This window comes from Peribacillus sp. NPDC056705, assembly GCF_043656335.1.
The window spans coordinates 58497-77550 of sequence record NZ_JBHTYI010000020.1; the positions used below are offsets into that span (position 1 = coordinate 58497).

At 36.7% G+C, this 19054-nt stretch carries 14 protein-coding genes and 3 pseudogenes; 5 read left to right on the top strand and 12 right to left on the bottom strand.

Annotation, left to right across the window (positions count from 1 at the left end):
* Positions 1-19: 19 nt before the first annotated feature.
* On the bottom strand, positions 20-1330 hold the full coding sequence (locus tag ACFRAK_RS19845) for a CitMHS family transporter (protein ID WP_387596032.1): 1311 nt from the start codon (positions 1328-1330) through the stop codon (positions 20-22).
* Positions 1331-1580: 250 nt separating this feature from the next.
* The gene (locus ACFRAK_RS19850; protein ID WP_387595080.1) at positions 1581-2444 is read right to left on the bottom strand and encodes a LysR family transcriptional regulator; all 864 of its coding nucleotides are present in this window, start codon (positions 2442-2444) and stop codon (positions 1581-1583) included.
* Between the two features lie 148 nt (positions 2445-2592).
* Between ACFRAK_RS19850 and ACFRAK_RS19855 the strand changes: the two genes are divergently transcribed.
* Both ACFRAK_RS19855 and ACFRAK_RS19860 read left to right on the top strand, forming a co-directional pair.
* Entirely contained in the window at positions 2593-3720 is a 1128-nt protein-coding gene (locus ACFRAK_RS19855) for a 2-methylaconitate cis-trans isomerase PrpF family protein (RefSeq protein WP_387595077.1), read from the top strand.
* Positions 3721-3778: 58 nt separating this feature from the next.
* The gene (locus ACFRAK_RS19860; protein WP_278090096.1) at positions 3779-3925 is read left to right on the top strand and encodes a hypothetical protein; all 147 of its coding nucleotides are present in this window, start codon (positions 3779-3781) and stop codon (positions 3923-3925) included.
* A 452-nt stretch (positions 3926-4377) separates the two neighbouring features.
* Here ACFRAK_RS19860 and tcuA read toward each other — a convergent pair whose 3' ends face one another.
* Positions 4378-5889 carry an FAD-dependent tricarballylate dehydrogenase TcuA gene (gene tcuA / locus ACFRAK_RS19865; protein WP_387595073.1) on the bottom strand — a complete coding sequence of 504 codons (1512 nt, stop codon included), beginning with the start codon at positions 5887-5889 and terminating at the stop codon, positions 4378-4380.
* 265 nt (positions 5890-6154) lie between these two features.
* On the opposite strand from tcuA, the gene ACFRAK_RS19870 reads away from it, so the two are divergent.
* The 3 genes from ACFRAK_RS19870 (at position 6155) to ACFRAK_RS19880 (ending at position 9902) form a co-directional block, all read left to right on the top strand.
* Complete coding sequence (locus tag ACFRAK_RS19870; protein WP_387595070.1) at positions 6155-7021, top strand: LysR family transcriptional regulator; 867 nt, start codon at positions 6155-6157, stop codon at positions 7019-7021.
* Positions 7022-7062: 41 nt separating this feature from the next.
* Positions 7063-8178 (top strand): AbrB family transcriptional regulator, encoded by a 1116-nt coding sequence (locus ACFRAK_RS19875; protein ID WP_387595067.1) that lies wholly within the window; start codon positions 7063-7065, stop codon positions 8176-8178.
* A gap of 401 nt (positions 8179-8579) precedes the next feature.
* A complete protein-coding gene (locus tag ACFRAK_RS19880) occupies positions 8580-9902 on the top strand; it encodes a CitMHS family transporter (RefSeq protein WP_387595064.1) in 1323 nt (440 codons plus the stop codon).
* A 613-nt stretch (positions 9903-10515) separates the two neighbouring features.
* Here the strand turns inward: ACFRAK_RS19880 and lhgO are convergent.
* The 9 genes and pseudogenes from lhgO to ACFRAK_RS19925 all read right to left on the bottom strand — a co-directional run bounded on the left by lhgO (position 10516) and on the right by ACFRAK_RS19925 (position 18837).
* Positions 10516-11772 (bottom strand): annotated as a pseudogene (gene lhgO, locus ACFRAK_RS19885) (L-2-hydroxyglutarate oxidase).
* 49 nt (positions 11773-11821) lie between these two features.
* A pseudogene (locus ACFRAK_RS19890) lies at positions 11822-13172 on the bottom strand (NAD-dependent succinate-semialdehyde dehydrogenase).
* A 104-nt stretch (positions 13173-13276) separates the two neighbouring features.
* Entirely contained in the window at positions 13277-14449 is a 1173-nt protein-coding gene (locus ACFRAK_RS19895) for an iron-containing alcohol dehydrogenase (RefSeq protein ID WP_387595052.1), read from the bottom strand.
* 62 nt (positions 14450-14511) lie between these two features.
* Positions 14512-15564 (bottom strand): alpha/beta fold hydrolase, encoded by a 1053-nt coding sequence (locus tag ACFRAK_RS19900; protein WP_394572303.1) that lies wholly within the window; start codon positions 15562-15564, stop codon positions 14512-14514.
* 146 nt (positions 15565-15710) lie between these two features.
* Positions 15711-15995 (bottom strand): hypothetical protein, encoded by a 285-nt coding sequence (locus tag ACFRAK_RS19905; RefSeq protein WP_387596029.1) that lies wholly within the window; start codon positions 15993-15995, stop codon positions 15711-15713.
* 154 nt (positions 15996-16149) lie between these two features.
* On the bottom strand, positions 16150-16428 hold the full coding sequence (locus tag ACFRAK_RS19910; RefSeq protein WP_387595046.1) for a flavin reductase family protein: 279 nt from the start codon (positions 16426-16428) through the stop codon (positions 16150-16152).
* 95 nt (positions 16429-16523) lie between these two features.
* Positions 16524-16604: pseudogene (locus tag ACFRAK_RS19915) on the bottom strand (flavin reductase family protein); the annotation flags it as partial.
* A gap of 323 nt (positions 16605-16927) precedes the next feature.
* Positions 16928-17710 carry an SDR family NAD(P)-dependent oxidoreductase gene (locus ACFRAK_RS19920; RefSeq protein WP_387595043.1) on the bottom strand — a complete coding sequence of 261 codons (783 nt, stop codon included), beginning with the start codon at positions 17708-17710 and terminating at the stop codon, positions 16928-16930.
* 44 nt (positions 17711-17754) lie between these two features.
* Entirely contained in the window at positions 17755-18837 is a 1083-nt protein-coding gene (locus ACFRAK_RS19925; RefSeq protein WP_387595040.1) for an LLM class flavin-dependent oxidoreductase, read from the bottom strand.
* Between the last annotated feature and the right edge of the window lie 217 nt (positions 18838-19054).

Below are 19054 nucleotides of genomic sequence, written 5' to 3' on the forward strand. Positions count from 1 at the left end.
TTATTAGATAACATTGTACTTAAATAATAGCCCCTGTCAAGATAGCAACAATGATAAGGACTAATGAACAAATTAGAGCCCATTTAAATGCATACCGCTGCAGTTCCCCGATATCTGTTTTTACCATCCCCACTAGTAAAAGAGTCGATGCCACGAGTGGACTTAAGAAATGTACAGGCTGGCCGAGTACGGAAGCTCTGGCAATTTCTAAGGGACTCACACCATAAGCTTCTCCTGCTTCGGCAAGAATTGGCAAAACACCAAAGTAGTAAGCATCATTGGATAAAACGAACGTAAATGGCATGCTGGTGAACGCAACGACCATCGGTAAAAAAGAGCCTAAAGAATCCGGAATGATGGCCACTAATGAATTTGCAATGGCGTCTACCATTTTCGTTCCGGAAAAGATCCCTGTGAAAATACCAGCCGCAAATACTAGTGTGACGACGGTTATTGCGTTTCCTGCATGTGACACGATTCGCTCTTTTTGCTGTTCTAAATTAGGGTAATTAATGATTGAAGCAAGCACAAACCCGATTAGAAACAACACAGGTACCGGTACGAAGCCCATTACAAGAATGACCATAACCGTGAGCGTCAACAAAAGATTGATCCATATTAATTTAGGGCGCTTTAAATCGTCTTGTATGGCAGAAGCTACCGCTGCTTCAGCAAGAGCCCCTTTCATTTCAGGTGCAGCTTTGATATGTACAACACCAAGCCTTTTGCGCTCTTTTTTCCCAAGTACATAAGCGGTAAAAAGAATAGCTGCCATACCTGCGAATAGTGTTGGGATAATCGGGACAAAGAATTCATTTGCATCGAGACCTAAAGATGCTATTGCTCTTGTTGCAGGTCCTCCCCAAGGAGTCATACCACTCATAATACTGACAGCCAGCATAGAAATAGTGGCAAGAATAAGTGGATTCATACCAAGTCGTAAGTAAAGAGGCAGCATAGCGGAAATCGTAATCATATGAGTCGTGGTACCATCACCATCTAAGGCAACGGTCATTGCGATTACTGCTGTTCCTATCGCTATTTTAACCGGATCCCCTTTTACGATTTTTAACATAGTTTTAATAAGTGGATCAAATAATCCAGCGTCAATCAGGACTCCGAAAAACAAAATAGCGAACAATAGCAAAGCGGCTGAAGGTGCAACAACCTTTATTCCATCGAGCATCATATCTCCGAGCTCTGGACCAAATCCGCCAATTAATGCAAAAATAATTGGAATGACCACAAGAGAATTAATAGGTGATAACCGTTTAGACATGATTAAATAAGTAAAGACAACGACCATTGAAATACCAAGTAACGTAAGAATATGAATCCCCTCCCATTAAAGAAACCGCTTACAAATCAAATAAAAAGTTTGAATAGTTAAAAAATATTATATAATATCTTCTGTTTCCCAGTTGCTTTGTTTTCTATTTTTAGAATAGTTCATATCATTAAATAAGTGAAATACATATTTTTTGTACTTTTTCGAAAAAAAAACTTATAATCCATTTTATATTAAATTAAGAAATCGAAAAAGCACAATGAAATTTTCATAATTTCATTGTGCTTTTTCGTTAAAGATTGGAATTTTTATTCAAGAAATCAATAAAGTTTTTCACAGTAGAGAGTTTTAAAGCATCCTGGTTATACATTAACCATGTATTTCTTAACACCGGCTTCCCATTTTTGTAGGATAACCCGTATGTATGCAAGTTATCTGAAGGCTGCAGGCATATTTCCGGCAGAATAGAAACACCAAGATCATTTTTGACCATCTCTTTGCACGTCTCCTGCCGATCTGTTTCCATAGTTACAAATGGCGGCTCCGGGAATCTATCATGCCACCAGCCATTTATTAAGTTTTTTAAAGAACTGTCGGTTTTATAATTTATGAATGGAAGTTCTGGCAAATTATCCAAGTCTACCTCTTTCTTAGAAATTAAACAAAGTCTTTCTTTATGCAGTAACGATTTGATTCCATACCATTCATAGTTTCCACGCAGAATGCCTAATTGAACACTAGAGGAATCCAGAAGATGCATGATTTCTGTACTCCAGCCTGTATTCACATTAAATTGTACATGAGGATATTGTGTTGAAAACTTTTTCAATATTTCTGGTAGTTTATATTGGGCAAAGTTGCTGGAAACGCCAAGCCTTAACGTTCCTCTTACCTCATTTTTCATATTCAGCATATAATCTTTCGTTTTTTGCAACTTTTTCACCATTTCTTCCGCATAGCCCGCTAAATGTATCCCTTCGGAAGTAAACTCAATGCCTCCTTTTATTTTGAAAAATAGGTTCGTACTAAATTCTTTTTCTAAATTTTTAAGCCGGTACGTTAACGCCGGCTGCGATATATATAAACGCTCTGCCGCACGGCTAATGTTTTTTTCTTCATATAGTACCCTTATCGCAATCCAATCTTTTTCGTCCACTTAACCATCTCCCACTTTTTGATTATAAGTTTTTTTATCATTTTCATTAAAAAAATATGTATTTTACTTATTACAGAACTCATCATACTATATTCTCAATGGAACCGGTAGTGCTATAAATATTGTCTTGAGAAAAGGTGGTTATACAATGAAAGTACCAGTAGTTGTAATGCGCGGCGGGACAAGTAAAGGTGTGTTCCTTAACTTTGAACATATGCCTTCGAATCGCTCACACTGGGAAGGTTTCTTACTTGACGTGATGGGCAGTCCGGATCGGAGACAGATTGATGGTCTTGGAGGAGCGAATTCATTGACAAGTAAAGCAGCAATTATCAAAAAATCGGATTCACCGGAATACGATGTGGAATATACATTTGCGCAGATCAGCATCGATAATCAAATGGTTGATTTTAAAGGGAATTGTGGTAATATTTCATCTGCTGTAGGACCTTACGCAATTGAGCACGGATTAGTTCCGGCAAAAGAACCTGTTACACCGGTGAGAATTTTTAACACGAATACACAAAAATTGATTATTGCAGAAGTAGAGGTTGAAAATGGACAAGTGAAAACAGAAGGCAGCTGCTCAATTCCAGGCGTGCCTGGTAAAGGATCACCTATCTATCTTTCTTTTACTCGTGCTGAAGGAGCAGTTACAGGAAAACTATTCCCTACAGGAAATCCAATTGACATGATTAAAACGAAGGATCGACTGATTCAAGTTTCAATCATTGATGTTGCTAATCCACTTGTTTTTGTAAGGGCACAGGATATCGGTCTAAACGGAAGCGAATTGCCCACTGATTATTCACAGGAAAAATTAAATGAACTAGAAGAAATCCGGTCGATTGCAGCTGAAATGTGTCAATTTTCCGATAAGAAATCAGCAACCGTCCAATCTCCTGCTGTGCCTAAAATGACTCTAATTGCTCCTCCTATGGATTACGTCGATTTAAACGGATTGGAAAGAAAAGCGTCAGAGATGGATTTGATGATCAGAATGATGTCGATGCAAAAGCCCCATCAAGCTCTTGCTATTACAGGAGCCATCTGTGCAACTGCAGGAGCTTACTTACAGGAAACGATTTTATCGGATATGGTGGACATCAAACAGGAAATTTTTCGATTAGCCCACCCGGCGGGGATCATGGAAACAAAAGTTGATTTTTTGGCAGGACACATTCGCGCTATTAAAGTGGTACGCACAGCAAGAATCATTTTAGAGGGATACGTGTACACGAAAAATAATTACGAGCTTACCTATCAATTAGCTTGATTTGAATTGATTTGTAAATTACGCAAAAAAAAATTATCTATCACTTGGAGGCTTTGAAATGTGGGTCATCACTGTCTTTTTAAAAGGAAATATTAAAATTTTTGAATTTGACACAGAAAAAGAAGCGAAAGAACTATTCAAAAATATGAATGGCACTAAAATTCTTTCCGAAATAGTTTACTTCAATGATCCTTGTTTTGTATAAGTGAGTTTTCAATAAAGCCCAGACTCTAATGTATCTCCAACTAACCGATGCCTACAAAATTCAATTATAAAATAGGATTGAAAATAGATGAAAAATTTCCGGGGGGAGCTCTCACACTTATACAAGTTAGGATATAGATACTGAATTCAGATTTTCATGGTCACTAGGGTATTTAAGCAAAAAGAAAACTAAATGTTATTTATCATCCTTGTTATATATCCACAAACCAACCCATTATTTAATGACTGGCCATCAGGACACTTAAAGCTATTCTCTAAAACTCATATCCCTATATGATATGAGTTTTAGTCAATGCATAAAGACTCTTAATATTTGAAGTACCAAACAGCCAAGAGCTATTTTAAGCCTTGGCTGTTTTTCATTCTTCTATTTAATGTATCCCTAAACTTTTTGGACAAATTCTTATCTAATTAACTATGCAAGGAAAAGACTCAATGATTATTGACCGCTTCAACCTTTTCTTGAATATAGTGGGCTGCGGATGAACCAGCTAATTTTCCAAAGACTGCGCCAGACATTAACCCGGATCCACCAGGATAGTTTTCATAAAAAATACCCCCAATCATTTCACCAGCAGCAAAGAGACCTTTTATCGGTTGTTCTTCTTTGTTTAACACATGACCCGTAACATCTACATGCAAACCACCGAACGAAAAGGTGATTCCGCACGTAACAGGGAAAGCATAGAATGGCCCTTGCTCAATTCGAAGTGCCCAGTTGGATTTGGGAGGGGTAATTCCTTTCGTTCCTTTGCCATCTTTCTCTGCGGGTCTATACTCGCCATCTTGTACGGCACTGTTATATTCTTCAATCGTTTTAAGGAATTGTGTTTGATTGACCGGCAATAAGCTAGCCAACTCTCTAAGTGTATCTGCTTTATAAATAGTCGCTTCTTCAAGGTCATATTCTTTACGCAGCATCGGGCGTACCTGTGCATCATAAATTTGATATGCCACATGTCCAGGCTGTTTTAATACCTCACGGCCGTATTTGGCGTAGGTGTAATTTCGCAAATCTGCTCCTTCATCAACAAAACGTTTCCCTTCATTATTAAGCATGACACTGTATGGATAAGAATGCTTTTTAAAAATATCTCCCGGCTTCGTGAAGTCTCCTACTTTTGGCGCGTTATAATCTGTCCCAATCGAATGACATCCAGACCACTGTCCAAATTTTTGAGCCCCGACTGCCATAGCCATGGAAATGCCGTCTCCTGTGTTGAATTCGGTTCCACGAACAATTGCCGCTTCCCATTCTTCACCAATATTTTCACATCTCATTTGCTTATTGGCTTCAAAGCCGCCACAAGCCAAAATCACACTGGATGTCCGAACTGTTTCCCTTGTATGATCTTTCTCAACAACGACACCGGATATTGTATTATTCTCTGATACAAGCTCCACAGCACGTGAATCGTACCAAACGTCGATGCCAATTTCTTCTGTCCGCGCAAAGAGCTGTCTCATTAAGCCAACGCCTTTATCTTCCGTTTTGATAGGCAGTCCTCCCCAGAAATTGCGCTTGCCATCTTGTACGAAAGATTGATTTTCATAATTCAATTCAAATCTTATTCCCTGATCACGCATCCACGCAATTGTTTCATACGATTTAGTAACCAGCTGTTTTGCTAATTCAGGATTACTTTGTCCACCTGTTACTCGCATTAAATCATCTAAATAATCAGATTCAGTGTATTCAGGCATAACAATTAATTCGGCTTCTGCGTCTGTTAATTCTGGTATTACTTTTCTGATTGCGTCTAAATTATTGTAGGCAACACGTATGGCTCCATCTGTGAAGAAAGAGTTTCCTCCACGCTTTTCCAATGGTCCTCGTTCTAATACAAGAACTCTAGCACCGCCTTCTTTTGCTGAGATTGCGGCACATAAAGCTGCGTTTCCTGCCCCTACTACAACTACATCATAATTTTGTACATTTGCCATTTTTACCCCTCCTGTTAAGTGATAACTCTTCATGTAAATAATAAGTGAAAATAATGAATAAAAATAATATTGTTTTTTTATTCATTCCCATAGAAAAATTTTATGAAAAAATGCAGTAAACGTGAACTATAGTGAGTCTATTGCTTTACATAAAAAGATAGATTTCTTTTATTCATTAGTTGTATTATACTTTTAGAAATCAAATAAATTATTACTATTTATAATTACCCATAAATATTTTTTATGGTTAAAGGAGAAAAATTTTATGGATGAAAAAGACTGGCTTATTTTAATTACTCTCTACGAAGAAAGAAATATAACAAAGGCGGCACAACGACTATTTATTTCTCAGCCAGCTTTATCCTATCGTATAAAACAGCTGGAAAAAGAGTTCAAAACAAATTTAATCTCTAGAGGCAAAAGAGGTGTCGAGTTTACAGTCGAAGGGGAATACCTTGTTCAATATTCGAAAAATATGCGTAAGCAATTAGGAGCTGCAAAAGAACATATTTCAAATTTGGATAAAAAAGTGAAAGGAACTTTGCGATTGGGTGTATCTGGCTTGTTTGCCCGATATAAACTGCCAGTATTATTAAAAGAATTTCTAACCCTATATCCAGAGGTTGAAATTAGCTTGAAAACTGGATGGAGTTCTCAAATTCATCAAATGCTTCAAAAAGAAGAAGCACACATAGGGATAGTTAGAGGTCCTTACAAATGGCAGGAAAATAAAGTGTTATTTCAAGAAGAAAAGATTTGTATTGCCTCCAGTAAAAAAATTGAATTAAAAGAACTTCCTTTTCTTCCTAGAGTTAATTATCAGACAGACCAATCGTTAAGGAATACTATTGAGAACTGGTGGCAGGAAACATTTGCGGTACCACCTAAGATTTCAATGGAGGTGGATCGGATTGAAACATGTAAAGAACTGGTTCTTAATGGTTTAGGATATGCCATTTTACCAGAAATCTGTATTAAAAATGATGAACCACTGTATACTTTCCCCATTGTATTAAGCGATAATAGCTATTTGCTTAGAGAAACCTGGGTTTTTTATCGGGATGTGACTACGGATTTAGCACAAGTAAAAGCATTTATTGATTTTCTTAATGATTCTAAACAAAAGAAATAAGACGAATCGAAATAAAACTGGTACAAAGGAAGAGAATTAATATGAAAAAGTGGGATTTAAATAATGCTAGCAAGACAATCCAATTTTCAGCTGCACTTCTAACTGCTTTTATTGGAGGCAGCCTTTTCTCTCTTGTCGGGTTGCCAATCCCCTGGCTTCTAGGTCCAATGGCAGCCCTATTAATTGCATCACGTTTCAAAAACGTTAAATTAATTTGGCCCGTTTCGATGAGAAATACTGGATTGATTATTGTAGGTTATTCAATTGGCATCTCTTTTACCAAGAGCTCACTGTCTGACATGATTAGTCACCTTCCCTCAATGTTGATCCTTACAACCTTAATAGTCCTTGTGTGTGTAGGTTCAGCTTTTGTTATGTCAAAATATTCCGGCATTGACTATCCTACCTCCTTAACGAGTAGTATTCCTGGAGGCTTGTCACAAATTGTTGTGTTTGCAGAAGAAATGAAAGGCATTGATATTACTACAGTAACCTTTTTCCATGTTACAAGAGTGATAATGGTTGTTTTTTTAGTTCCTCTTTTAATTTTCAGTCCTATTTTTGCAGCGAAAAGTACCAATCACTCATCTGATAACGTTATTCCAGAGTGGAGTGATTTATTTCCTCTTATCTTTCTGTTCGCGCTTATTTGTTTCCTCGCAGCAAAAATAGGTAAAATAATTAAATTACCAGCTCCTTACTTTTTAGGACCAGTAATCGCTGTTGCAGCAATAGGCCTTTTTGGTTTGCAGGGACCACCACTTCCTCCTTCACTTCTTGATATATCTCAATTTATGGTTGGCGGTTTTATCGGTTTACTATTAAAACCGGAACAACTTGACAACAAAAGAAAAACCTTGTTATTAGCTTTGATGAACGGACTGATTTTGATCTGCGCAACAATGTTTTTTAGTTTTCTACTGACCCAGTATTATGATTTATCGACTATTACGGGTTTTTTAAGTTTAGCTCCTGGTGGAATGGATCAAATGGGAATCATTGCACAAGAAGTAAATGCTGATGTATCTACTGTTACCAGCTATCAACTATTTCGGATGGCTTTTATTTATGCCGCAGTGCCTCCATTACTAAGATTGGTATTAAAATTAAGTTTAAGAAAAAAAGACAAGAACAGTAACGTTAAAACTAAATGTTAAATAAAAAAAGAGAGAGCTTTGCTCAAGGACACTGAAAAAGTCTGATTTATAAAGAAAAGAAGGTTATCATCCACAATATTTAGATGATGACCTTCTTTTTAAATACTAAAAATAGCATTAAATTTTAAAAAATTTCTTTATTGTATCACTTATCCATTGGCTTTCTTTGCTCTCCTCCCCCCAATCTTTTTTTAAGAATAAATTATTTTGATGCCAATACAAAAAAAATATGTATTTAACTTATTGTTCTCCCTGTATTACCTTTAATAAAGAAAAGCGCATAAGCATAGTGTAAAACTTATTAATCTACCAGTTAATTTTTCTGAAGAGTCACAAAATTAATTCTTAGTCATCCAGAGATCAATTGAAAGCGCATTCAAAATTTGGGAGGGGATTTAATAATGTTTCTTACAATTTTAGGCATCTCCATGGTTACCGTTTTTACCTATTTAATTATGTCCAAACGTTTATCACCCATTGTTGCTTTAACTTTAGTTCCGATCGTTTTTGCAGGAGTTGGTGGTTTTGGAAGTGAAATTGGCACTATGATGATGGAAGGCATTAAGCTAGTCGCTCCTTCTGCAGCCCTATTATTATTCGCCATATTGTTTTTTGGCATTATGATAGACACGGGCTTATTTGACCCACTTATCAAAAAGTTATTAGAAGTTGTCAAGGGAGATCCTGTCAAAATTTCGATGGGTACCACAATTCTTGCATTACTCGTGGCCCTAGATGGAGACGGTACAACAACGTATATCATTACTGTTTCAGCTATGTATCCACTTTATAAACGAATCGGTATGAATCCATTGGTTTTAGCTACAGTAGCCATGCTAGCTTTAAGTGTTATGAGTGGCATGACCCCCTGGGGTGGACCTGCTACCCGAGCAATAGCAGTATTGGGACTTGATGCATCCGAATTTTTTGTTCCACTTATTCCTACCATGATCGGTGGTGCTCTTTGGGTTATTTTCGTCGCATTTATTTTAGGAAAAAAAGAACGTAAACGACTTGGTGTAATACACATAGAAGAGTTCAAAAATGAAATAGCTGCTACGGTTGAAAATGAAGCCACTGAAACATTTCCTCATATTGACATTAAACGCCCTCGTTTTTTGTGGGTTAACTTATTAATTGTGGTAGGCATTATGGTCATGCTTATTATGGGATTGGTACCTCCCCCCATTTTATTTTTGGTCGGTTTCGCCATTGCTTTAATGGTTAACTACCCCAATCTGGAAATGCAAAAAAGACGTATCTTAGCACATTCTGGAAACGCCTTAATTGTTGTTCTATTAGTTTTTGCGGCTGGAGTATTTGCAGGAATCTTTTCCGGTACAAAAATGGTTGATGCTATTGCTAATGGACTGGTTGCGATAATACCTGCTTCATTAGGACAGTTTTTCCCTGTCATTGTTGGCATTACAAGTATGCCATTCACTTTTGTTTTATCGAATGATGCCTATTATTTTGGAGTCATCCCTATCCTTGCAGAAGCAGCATCAGCCTATGGTATTAGCCCATTGGAAATTGCTCGGGCTTCAATCTTGGGACAACCCGCTCATTTAATGAGTCCACTTGTTGCATCAACCATTCTATTAGTTGGTATGGTTGATAAAGACCTTGGAGAATATCAAAAATTCGCATACAAATGGGCCATCTTGACATCGTTAACCTTAACAGTATTAGCTATAATTAGTGGTGCTATTTCTTTTATGTAAATTAAAAAAGTCCTTGTATACTTGTTTGCAAGGACTTTTGTGGCGTTTTTCAGCTAGATAGTTTTTGATACAACTTTGTTGTCAGATAAAGTTCCATAATTGAAACCATGAAAAAAGATGGAAAACTGAAGTAATTACTGATATTATGTGGATTTGTTGGATTAAAGAATGTAAATATTTTTATCATTCATTATGTTAGTGTAAAGCTTGTCCTTCCATGACTTACTTACTTTTAAATATTTACAAAAGATTGATTATAAGAAGTTAATAACGTATAAAAAACAACGTCTCAAAATTACAAGTTATCTTGTTTTAGTGAGACGGAATAAAAGTGTTAAAAAAAGTACACTTCTTACACATATTATTCACAAAACATTCACACTTGTTCATTGTATAATATAGGTACTCCTTATTTTTATCTCTGAGTGCGATTGTCCAGGACCATTCGCATTCAGAGAAAAAAGCCTTTAAACCTATTCCTTTAGAGGCTTTTTTTATTGTATCTCATTGTAATGAGTATTCTAAAATTTTGAGACAGAATAAAAAATTTAAATTATTTTTCAGTTTATCATAGTATAAATGATTAATAATTAATAAATCTTAAAGCCCTTCCCTATTTGATATTATCCATTATTTTAATTTTAAAGTATTTATATAACATAACTGGCAAAAAAACTAGCAATAACGAATCAAATGAGTTAACAATTTCTTCACCAATTGCTAATGATGCTGTTGCCGCCGGTGAAGGTGCATTACACACGTGTATCAAACGTTTACTTTGCGTAATATTAAAATATCATCTACAAGCTGCCCGTCAGTGGTGAGTGCCTGAGCTCGCACTCCTGATTCTATTTTAACAAGATCGTCCAAATCTATTGCGGGTACCAATTTTCTTAAAGATTCCAAGAACTTACTCTTTCTTACCGAACGATGCATTTCATTTAATCCGTATCGAAAATGCTGTTTCGCAATTTTCCAAAATGCAGGGTATGACAACACTTCAAGCAAATCGCTAATATTCAAATCGGTTTTTTTATATCCTTCCCCTTTAAACACTAATACTGCGTTTGGACCAACATGAATTTCCCCATTTATCATTCTTGTTAAATGTACACCAAGGAAAGGAAACTGAGGATTTGGAACGGGATATATCAAGTTGTTCACTAAATGAGATTTTGATTCTCTCAGCTTATAATATTCGCCCCTAAAAGGAACTATTTTCATTTTTAGATTCAAGACAGCCATCTTGGTTATCCTATCGCTAAACAAACCGGCACAATTAATGAAATATTTGGTATGAATATCCCTTGGTTTGTAACAATTTCAATTTCATTACCTTTTTCGTTTATGTCTAAAACTTTTGTGTTAAACTTCAACTCTCCACCTTTACTGATAATATCGTTTGCTAAAGATTCTGTTACTTTTTTATAGTTGACAATGCCTCCCATAGGAACTTTAATGGCTGATATACCATTAACATTTGGCTCTATCTTTCTCATTTCGGCCTGATTTAAGACTTCTATATTAAGCCCGTTCTTAAACCCGCGTTTATAATAGATTATCTAGACCAGCTAAATCTTTTTCATCGGTAGCCACAATCAATTTCCCGAAAATATCATAAGCTATATCGTGTTGTTCACAGTATTCTACTAATTTTTTTCCGCCTTCTTTTGCAAAGCGTGCTTTTAAGCTTCCCGGTTTATAGTAAATCCCCGAGTGTATAACACCACTATTTCTCCCGGTTTGGTGGGCTGCCAAAAATCCTTCTTTTTCAATTAACAACAAATTTGCCTTAGGATCCTTTTTTAAAAGGGCGTACCCGGTGGACAACCCCACAATCCCCCCCTACAATAATATAGTTATAATTCATTTTAGTTCCTCCCTTCTGGTACCTGTAAGACAAGTTTCAAGTGAAATGTTTACAAACTTAAGGAAATGTATTTTTCTTCAAGATAGTCTCTTATGCCCTGGTGCCCACCCTCACGGCCGTAACCACTATGATTCATGCCGCCAAAAGGAGCCTGTGCCACTCCCGGGATGGCATCATTTAAGCCAATTACTCCAAAGTTCAACGACTCTGTTACCCTGATAGCTCTATCAATATTAGTAGTGTATAAGTAGGCAGCCAATCCATAAACTGTATCATTGGCTTCAAAAACTACTTCATCATCACTGGTAAAACTTGTTAATGGTGCCACAGGGCCAAAAGTCTCTTCTGTCATTATTTTCATATCTTTGGTTACATTGTCTAAAACGGTTGGCTGATAGAAATACCCGTTTTCATTGTATGGTTTCCCTCCATACAATAAAACTGCTCCTTTTTCCTGAGCATCGGCCACATGCTCTTCGACCTTTTTCAATCCTTCTTCGTTAACTAGAGGTCCGATTTGAACGGAACTGTCAAGACTATCGCCGACCTTTAGGCTCTTTACCTTTTCTACGAAGATTTTTATAAATTCATCCTTAACAGTCTCATGGACATAGATTCTGTTTGCACAGACGCAGGTCTGTCCGGCATTTCGGAATTTACTTGCAAGTGCACCTTCTGCGGCCTTCTCAAGGTCTGCATCTTCAAAGATAATAAATGGTGCATGTCCTCCAAGTTCCAAAGATAGCTTTTTCAATTGCGGCGCAGATTTTTCGACGAGCGTTTTCCCAACCTCCGTTGAACCAGTGAAAGAAATCTTCTTAATAATCGGGTTTTCAAAAATTTCATCTGAAATTTCCTTGGTTGCACCGGCAACTATATTAACTACTCCTTTTGGGATTCCAGCTTTTTCTACTAATTTAGCAAAAGCTAAAGCAGAAAGCGGGGACTGGCTGTTTTATGACAAACAATCTTTTATTCGTTGCAGATGCTGGTATTGTTTCTCCATAGATCCGGCGGCCTTCTTCGGCATACCAGGATAAGAAGCTAGATGCATATTTCACTTCTCCAACAGCCTCTATGTAGGCTTTCCCCATTTCGATGCTCATAATGGATGCCAATTCTTCAACATGTTCCAACATTAAGTCACGAAGCTTAAGCAAATAGTCAGCTCTATCATAGGCTGTTAGCTTTGCCCACTGGGGAAAAGCCTTGTTGGCTGCCTCTATTGCTTGCTGTGCTTCTTTTTGACCTGCCCTTGGAATCTCCGCTACGGTTTCACCGGTGGATGGATTAATAAGTGAAAATGTTGAATTTGAAGCCGCAGTCACCCATTCTCCATTTATGAATAGTTTAATATTTTCTAAATCTATCAAAGTAAATTCTCTTACTTTTTCAACCATCCTCAAATTCCTCCTGAAATATGTGTTTTTGATAATTTTATTCCTACATTAATTTTGAATGTCTTCGGTTTCCCCTGTGAACTCATGCGTTTTTAGTAGTTAGATCAAATAGTCCTAACTTTAACACCGCCTATTGATTTTCTATAAAGATCTATAACGTCTTCATATGTTGTTGTTCTGGGATTGACGGCAATATTTCCACTTAATAAAGCGTCTTTTGCCATTCTGTCTAATGAACCTTCATCTATGTTATACTGTGAAAAGTCGCTCGGGATATTGATATCTTCAGATAGTTTTTTTACTGCATGAATTGCTGAATACGCCCGCTCCATTAATGTAAGGCCATCCAGGTTTTCTCCCATATCTTCCGCGATTTCACTAAACAACTCGGGTACTGCAAGTGAATTAAATTCCATAATATGTGGTATTAGAATTGAATTTGCTACTCCGTGCGGAACCCCGTAGATGGCACTCACTGGATGACTTAATGCATGACAATTTCCTAACCTAGTATTATTAAATGCAAGGCCTGCCAGAAGACTGCCCATTAGCATATTCTCTCTTGCCTTTATGTTGTCTCCGCTATAAACTGCCTGACGAAGATTCGCGCTAATTTTTCTTATCGCCTCTCTTGCAAGCGCTTTCGAAATTGGCGTTGCCATTTTCGATGTGTATGATTCCAGTGCGTGTACAAGAGCATCCAAACCTGTCGCAGCTGTTATATGTGGAGGCAGTGATTTTGTAACTAAGGGGTCTACTAATGCCCATTTAGGTGCCAAACGGATTCCGCCAATTGTAAACTTATACTGGCGTACCTCATCAGTAATCACTGTGAATGTTGTAACCTCGCTGGCTGTGCCGGCAGTTGTCGGGATTGCTATCAGCGGTAATATATCATTAGAAAAAGTATCGATCCCTTCATATCCCACAATGGACCCTTCATTTGTGGCTAACAGACAAACTGCTTTCGCTACATCTATCGAGCTTCCTCCCCCCATTGCCACTACAACATCTGCTCTGATTTCTACTAATAACTCCAGTGCATCTTCACAGTTTCGTACAGTTGGGTTTGGTTTGGTTCCGTCAAAAATGGCATAATTAATATTGCACAGCTGCCTTGTAAGCAGCTCAATCAAACCAGTTTTTACAATCCCTGAATCAGTTATTATAAGTATATTTTTAAAACTTTCCTGATCGATGATATCCCTAAGTTGAGTTGCCGCCTCCAAGCCATATGTTATCTGGGTGGGATTTTTAAAAAAGCCAAACTTGTTCATTCAAATCCTCCTAACTTTTATGTCTTTCATTAGTACCAACTTGAAATTAATAATTTCATTGCCTAAACAGATGTAGCTAATAACTGATTTAGATGATTATTTATTTGATTCATATAATCTGTGCCTTCAGCTCCAAATAAAGCATAGTGTCCACAGATACTATGAATAACCCGAAGTTCACTATTCGGTATCATTTTTTGCTCCTCTTCGCAATCCTTAGGTGGAAAGAACATATCTTCATCGATTGGCATTACATAGACCTTAGCTTTGATCCTATTGAATGCCTCTTTCAGATTCCCGGAGGTGATTCTGCTCACATTATTTTGCTTCCATTTCCATCCCATACAAAGAAGGGCGTTTGGATCTTTTACTTTATAATTCGTCTCAAGAAAGTCTGATAAAAATTTGTCTAAAGAGTCTACACCAAATAGCCTCCAAGCTTCCTGCTTGTAAAATTCAGTACTACACCCCATTACCCCCCATATCTTCGCATGTCTTTTTAGTCCATTTACGACTTCCGTGCATGATCGATAATTCCCGTTATTCCAGTTCGGATCAGATGTTATTGCTTCCATTAGCGTGTCTGTAAAAAGAATGTTATGAGGGGTATTCTTTGCGGTACCTGCAATTGGTGCAGCACGCTTAACCATATCCGGATATCGTACAGCCCAATCATATGTTTGCTGTGCTCCCATTGAAGCACCTACAACAAGAGCTAGTTGCTTAATATCAAAATGTTCGGTAAGCAACTTATGTTGAGCACGAACATCATCACTAATTCGAACTTCTGGAAAATTACCCATGTTCAAAGGAGCTGGGGTGTTATGAGGAGAACTTGAAAGCCCGTTTCCTATTTGGTTTACAATAATTATAAAATAATGATCTGGATTAAGTGCATTTTCATTCCCTATATATGTCTCCATTATTTTGTTGGTTCCGGAATACCACGTAAGAACGAGAATCGCATTATCTTTTGCCTCATTAAGTTCCCCAAACGTAACATAAGCAAGTTTACAGTCCGGGATAATGCAACCGTCATCTAATTCAAAATCTCCTAAATTATAGATTTCATACGGTCCATGATTCTCTTGAGTATAAAAGTTGTTATCAATCAAAAAAATTACCTTCCCTCAAATTTTATTGATTAAATCTCTGAGAGGTATATAAGAATATCGATCATTTGGTTACAAAGATTCTATAGAAAAAATATAAACGTGTTTTCTAAAACAAGTTCATCAACTATGAAAAAGAGTTTCCTACTTTAAATAGATTTTCGGGATAAAATGGCGCTTTCATAGTATTCATTTAACTTTTTTGTTAAATTTCCATTTCCGATAACAATTTTCCCATTATTGTTCTTAGAGTCTTCCTGAAGCCATTTTGCAAGGAAATGATAGATTTTATTTCTTCGTTCCATAATATTATTTATCCCTTTTTGAAAAAACCACGAATCAATAGTATTATAAACACCACGATTTATTCCAAATTGTTCCTTGCAATATTGTATGAATGATAGGTCAGGTAAATGGATAATGTCTGCTTTCACATTCAATTTTTCTCACTCCTATTTTCAAGTACAATGATGTACTTTATAAAAAAGCGGTTTAAAATTATAAATAGTGATATTTCATTTCCATAGATAATAATTACGGTAACGGATAGTTGCTATAAACTATCCGACGTAAAAAAATGTGTGCGAATTAATTCGGCCATCCAGCAGGTACCATTCCGACATTCCGACGGAAATATAACAAAGGTTCTTTATCTTTTTTATCAATATTAAATATTTGACCAATAAAAATTATATGGTCACCTGCATCAATTTTTTGTATGGATTTACATTCTAATACACCTAAAGAACCCGAAATGACAGGTAAATTATTTTTTGATAATGACCAATTAGCCTTAGAAAAACGATTCGCATCCTTGTCAGCAAAAGTCCAGCATAAATCTTCCTGATCGATTGAAAGTATATGCACAGCAAACCCTTCAGATTGTTGGAAGGTCCAAGGTTAGTCGATTTACGATCAATGCACCATAAAACTAATAAAGGATCAAGGGAGACTGATGCAAATGAATTGACCGTAAGACCACAAGGATTTCCGTCTGCACCTGTGGTAGTCAGGATTGTTACTCCACTGGGATAATTGCCCATAATTTGCTTGTTTCAGTATACAAATTGTCTAACCTCCCTAAATAAATGGACTCTCGGAATTAGCAAATTAGATAGTCTATGGATTTTCTAAAACGGATTTATTTGTTTCTATTTTTTAGGAATTTTTCATTAATATCAAAAAGTTGAAATTTCTTCAAAATCAATTCAATTTTCAAAAACACCTCAATAATCGTATTTTCGGGGATTGTTGAGGTGTCTTTCTTTAAACTGTGCTAAGTACTCAAAAATCCAAAAAGTTTCCTAACAGAACAGATTTTATATATATTTTTGTTACTTCGCTTACTAATAATTTTTCAAGTATGTCAATATCCTCTTACACCAGCCAATTGTCCACCATCAATTCTATGATCTGTACCAGTAATAAAAGAGGCCTTGTCTGAAGCTAAAAACAGCACTAAGTTAGCAATATCTTCTGGTGTACCATATCGAGCCAGCGGAATGGCCTGGGTAAAAGCCTCTCTAGCCGCGGCGACATCATCAGGTGATGCTGCTTCTTCAAATGTACGCATTATTCTTGTGTCTACAGTAGACGGATTAATATTATTAACTCGAACTCCGTACGGGGCCATTTCTAATGCGGCTGTTTTGGTTAACCCATTAACAGCGTGTTTAGAAGCAATATAAGCACTAACACCGGATATTCCATTTAAGCCAGAAATAGATGATGTATTAATAATAGATCCCGATTTCTGTTCCTTCATGACTCGAAGGACATGTTTTAATCCATAAAAAACTCCCATAACATTTACATTTAACACCGATTCAAATACATCGGTCGGATATTCCGTTATTGGTAAAATCTTTCCTTCTATACCAGCGTTGTTAAAGAATACGTCAATTCGTTCGAAGGTGTCTATCGTTTTTGCCACATATCTTTCTACGTCCTCTTCTTTCGTAACATCCGCTACAACCAATAAGTACTGTCCATCTGTAAGATTTAAATCTTTTGCTGTAGATTCTAACGTTTCTTGGTTCAAATCAACTAAAACAACCTTGGCTCCTTCTGTAGCAAATCCCTTAACTGTTTCTTTCCCGATTCCCCCAGCTGCACCTGTAACAATTACTACTTTTTCAGAAAAACCCACTCAAGTTCCTCCTCTATTTTTTAAAATGGTTAATCAAGAAAGAGTTATATTTTTACTTTTAACTTCTTTTCCACCCTTGGAAGTACTTCCTCCTTTAATAACCGCATGGATTTTTTCCACATTGCAGGGTCTTCACTATAATCGTAGCTAACTACAAGTAAAGTCCCAAAACCCCCAACCGCTTCATAAAGATTTGCAAATTTAGTTGCTACCGTTTCAGGTGAACCGACCAACCAATTGTGTTTTGCTACATATTCCGGTGTAATATCATTTTCATCTACAGAACTTTTATGTTTAAACACTGAAACTCCTCCAAGTTGTCTAAACAGAGGTAAATAATATTCACGATAATGTCTGCCCATCATAGAATTTAATGATCCTTCCAGTGCTTCTTCATCGGTATCTGCAACAAACACATCTCTGGTAATTCTCCACTCACTGCGTTGTGGATTTCTTCCGCTCCTTTTTGCCCCTTCTTCGACATCCTTCCAGTGATTAGCAATATACTCGAGGTTATTTCCAAGACTCATTGGAATAAACCCTTTTTCACCTGCCATTTTTAGAGTTTCCGAACCTGGACTGAGTCCAGTAACACCAATTGGCGGATGCGGTTTTTGGAAAGGCTCCATATGTGGTTTTAAGATATCGTTTCCTTCTACTTTATTTGCGTTCCAATACTTTCCTTTGAATTCAAAAGGTTCTTTTTCATTCCAAAGTTTCAGCATAATTTCTAATGCTTCCGCCATCATCTTTCTATTTTCTCCAAATTCAACACCAAATGTTTCTAAATCCGTCGGCATCGCTCCTGCACCTACTCCTAGAAGTAATCGTCCTTGGGAAAGGTGATCAAGATAGGCAACTCGGTGAGCTAATTCTACTGGATGATGATAAGGTAGCAGGTGGGCACCAGGTGCAAGCTTAATTTGTTTTGTAGATTTAAGAGCTTGAGCAATAATTAAGTCTGGAGCTGGAATTGGCTCCCATGTCGAAGTGAAATGCTCTCCAATCCAGGCCTCATTGTAACCTAATTGATCTGCCAATTGAATCACCTCTAAATCCCACTCAGTGGCATCATAAGGATTCCTTTCTGGTGGATGTGATGGCTGTAAAAACATTCCTAATTTCATTGAAAACAACTCCTTCATAATATTTTATAACTCATATAAGTAATATGCATGATCCGTGCCAGATTCAAAGATGACTATAAATCATTCTTTTATTTACTTTTTCGAAATATATTTTTCTTGCTATAAACAGAATGCTAAAAACCCAATTAATCTTAGTGTCGTAAAAAAAGCGATAAAAAATCAATCAAACGTTTACAATTTATTAGCTATATTACTT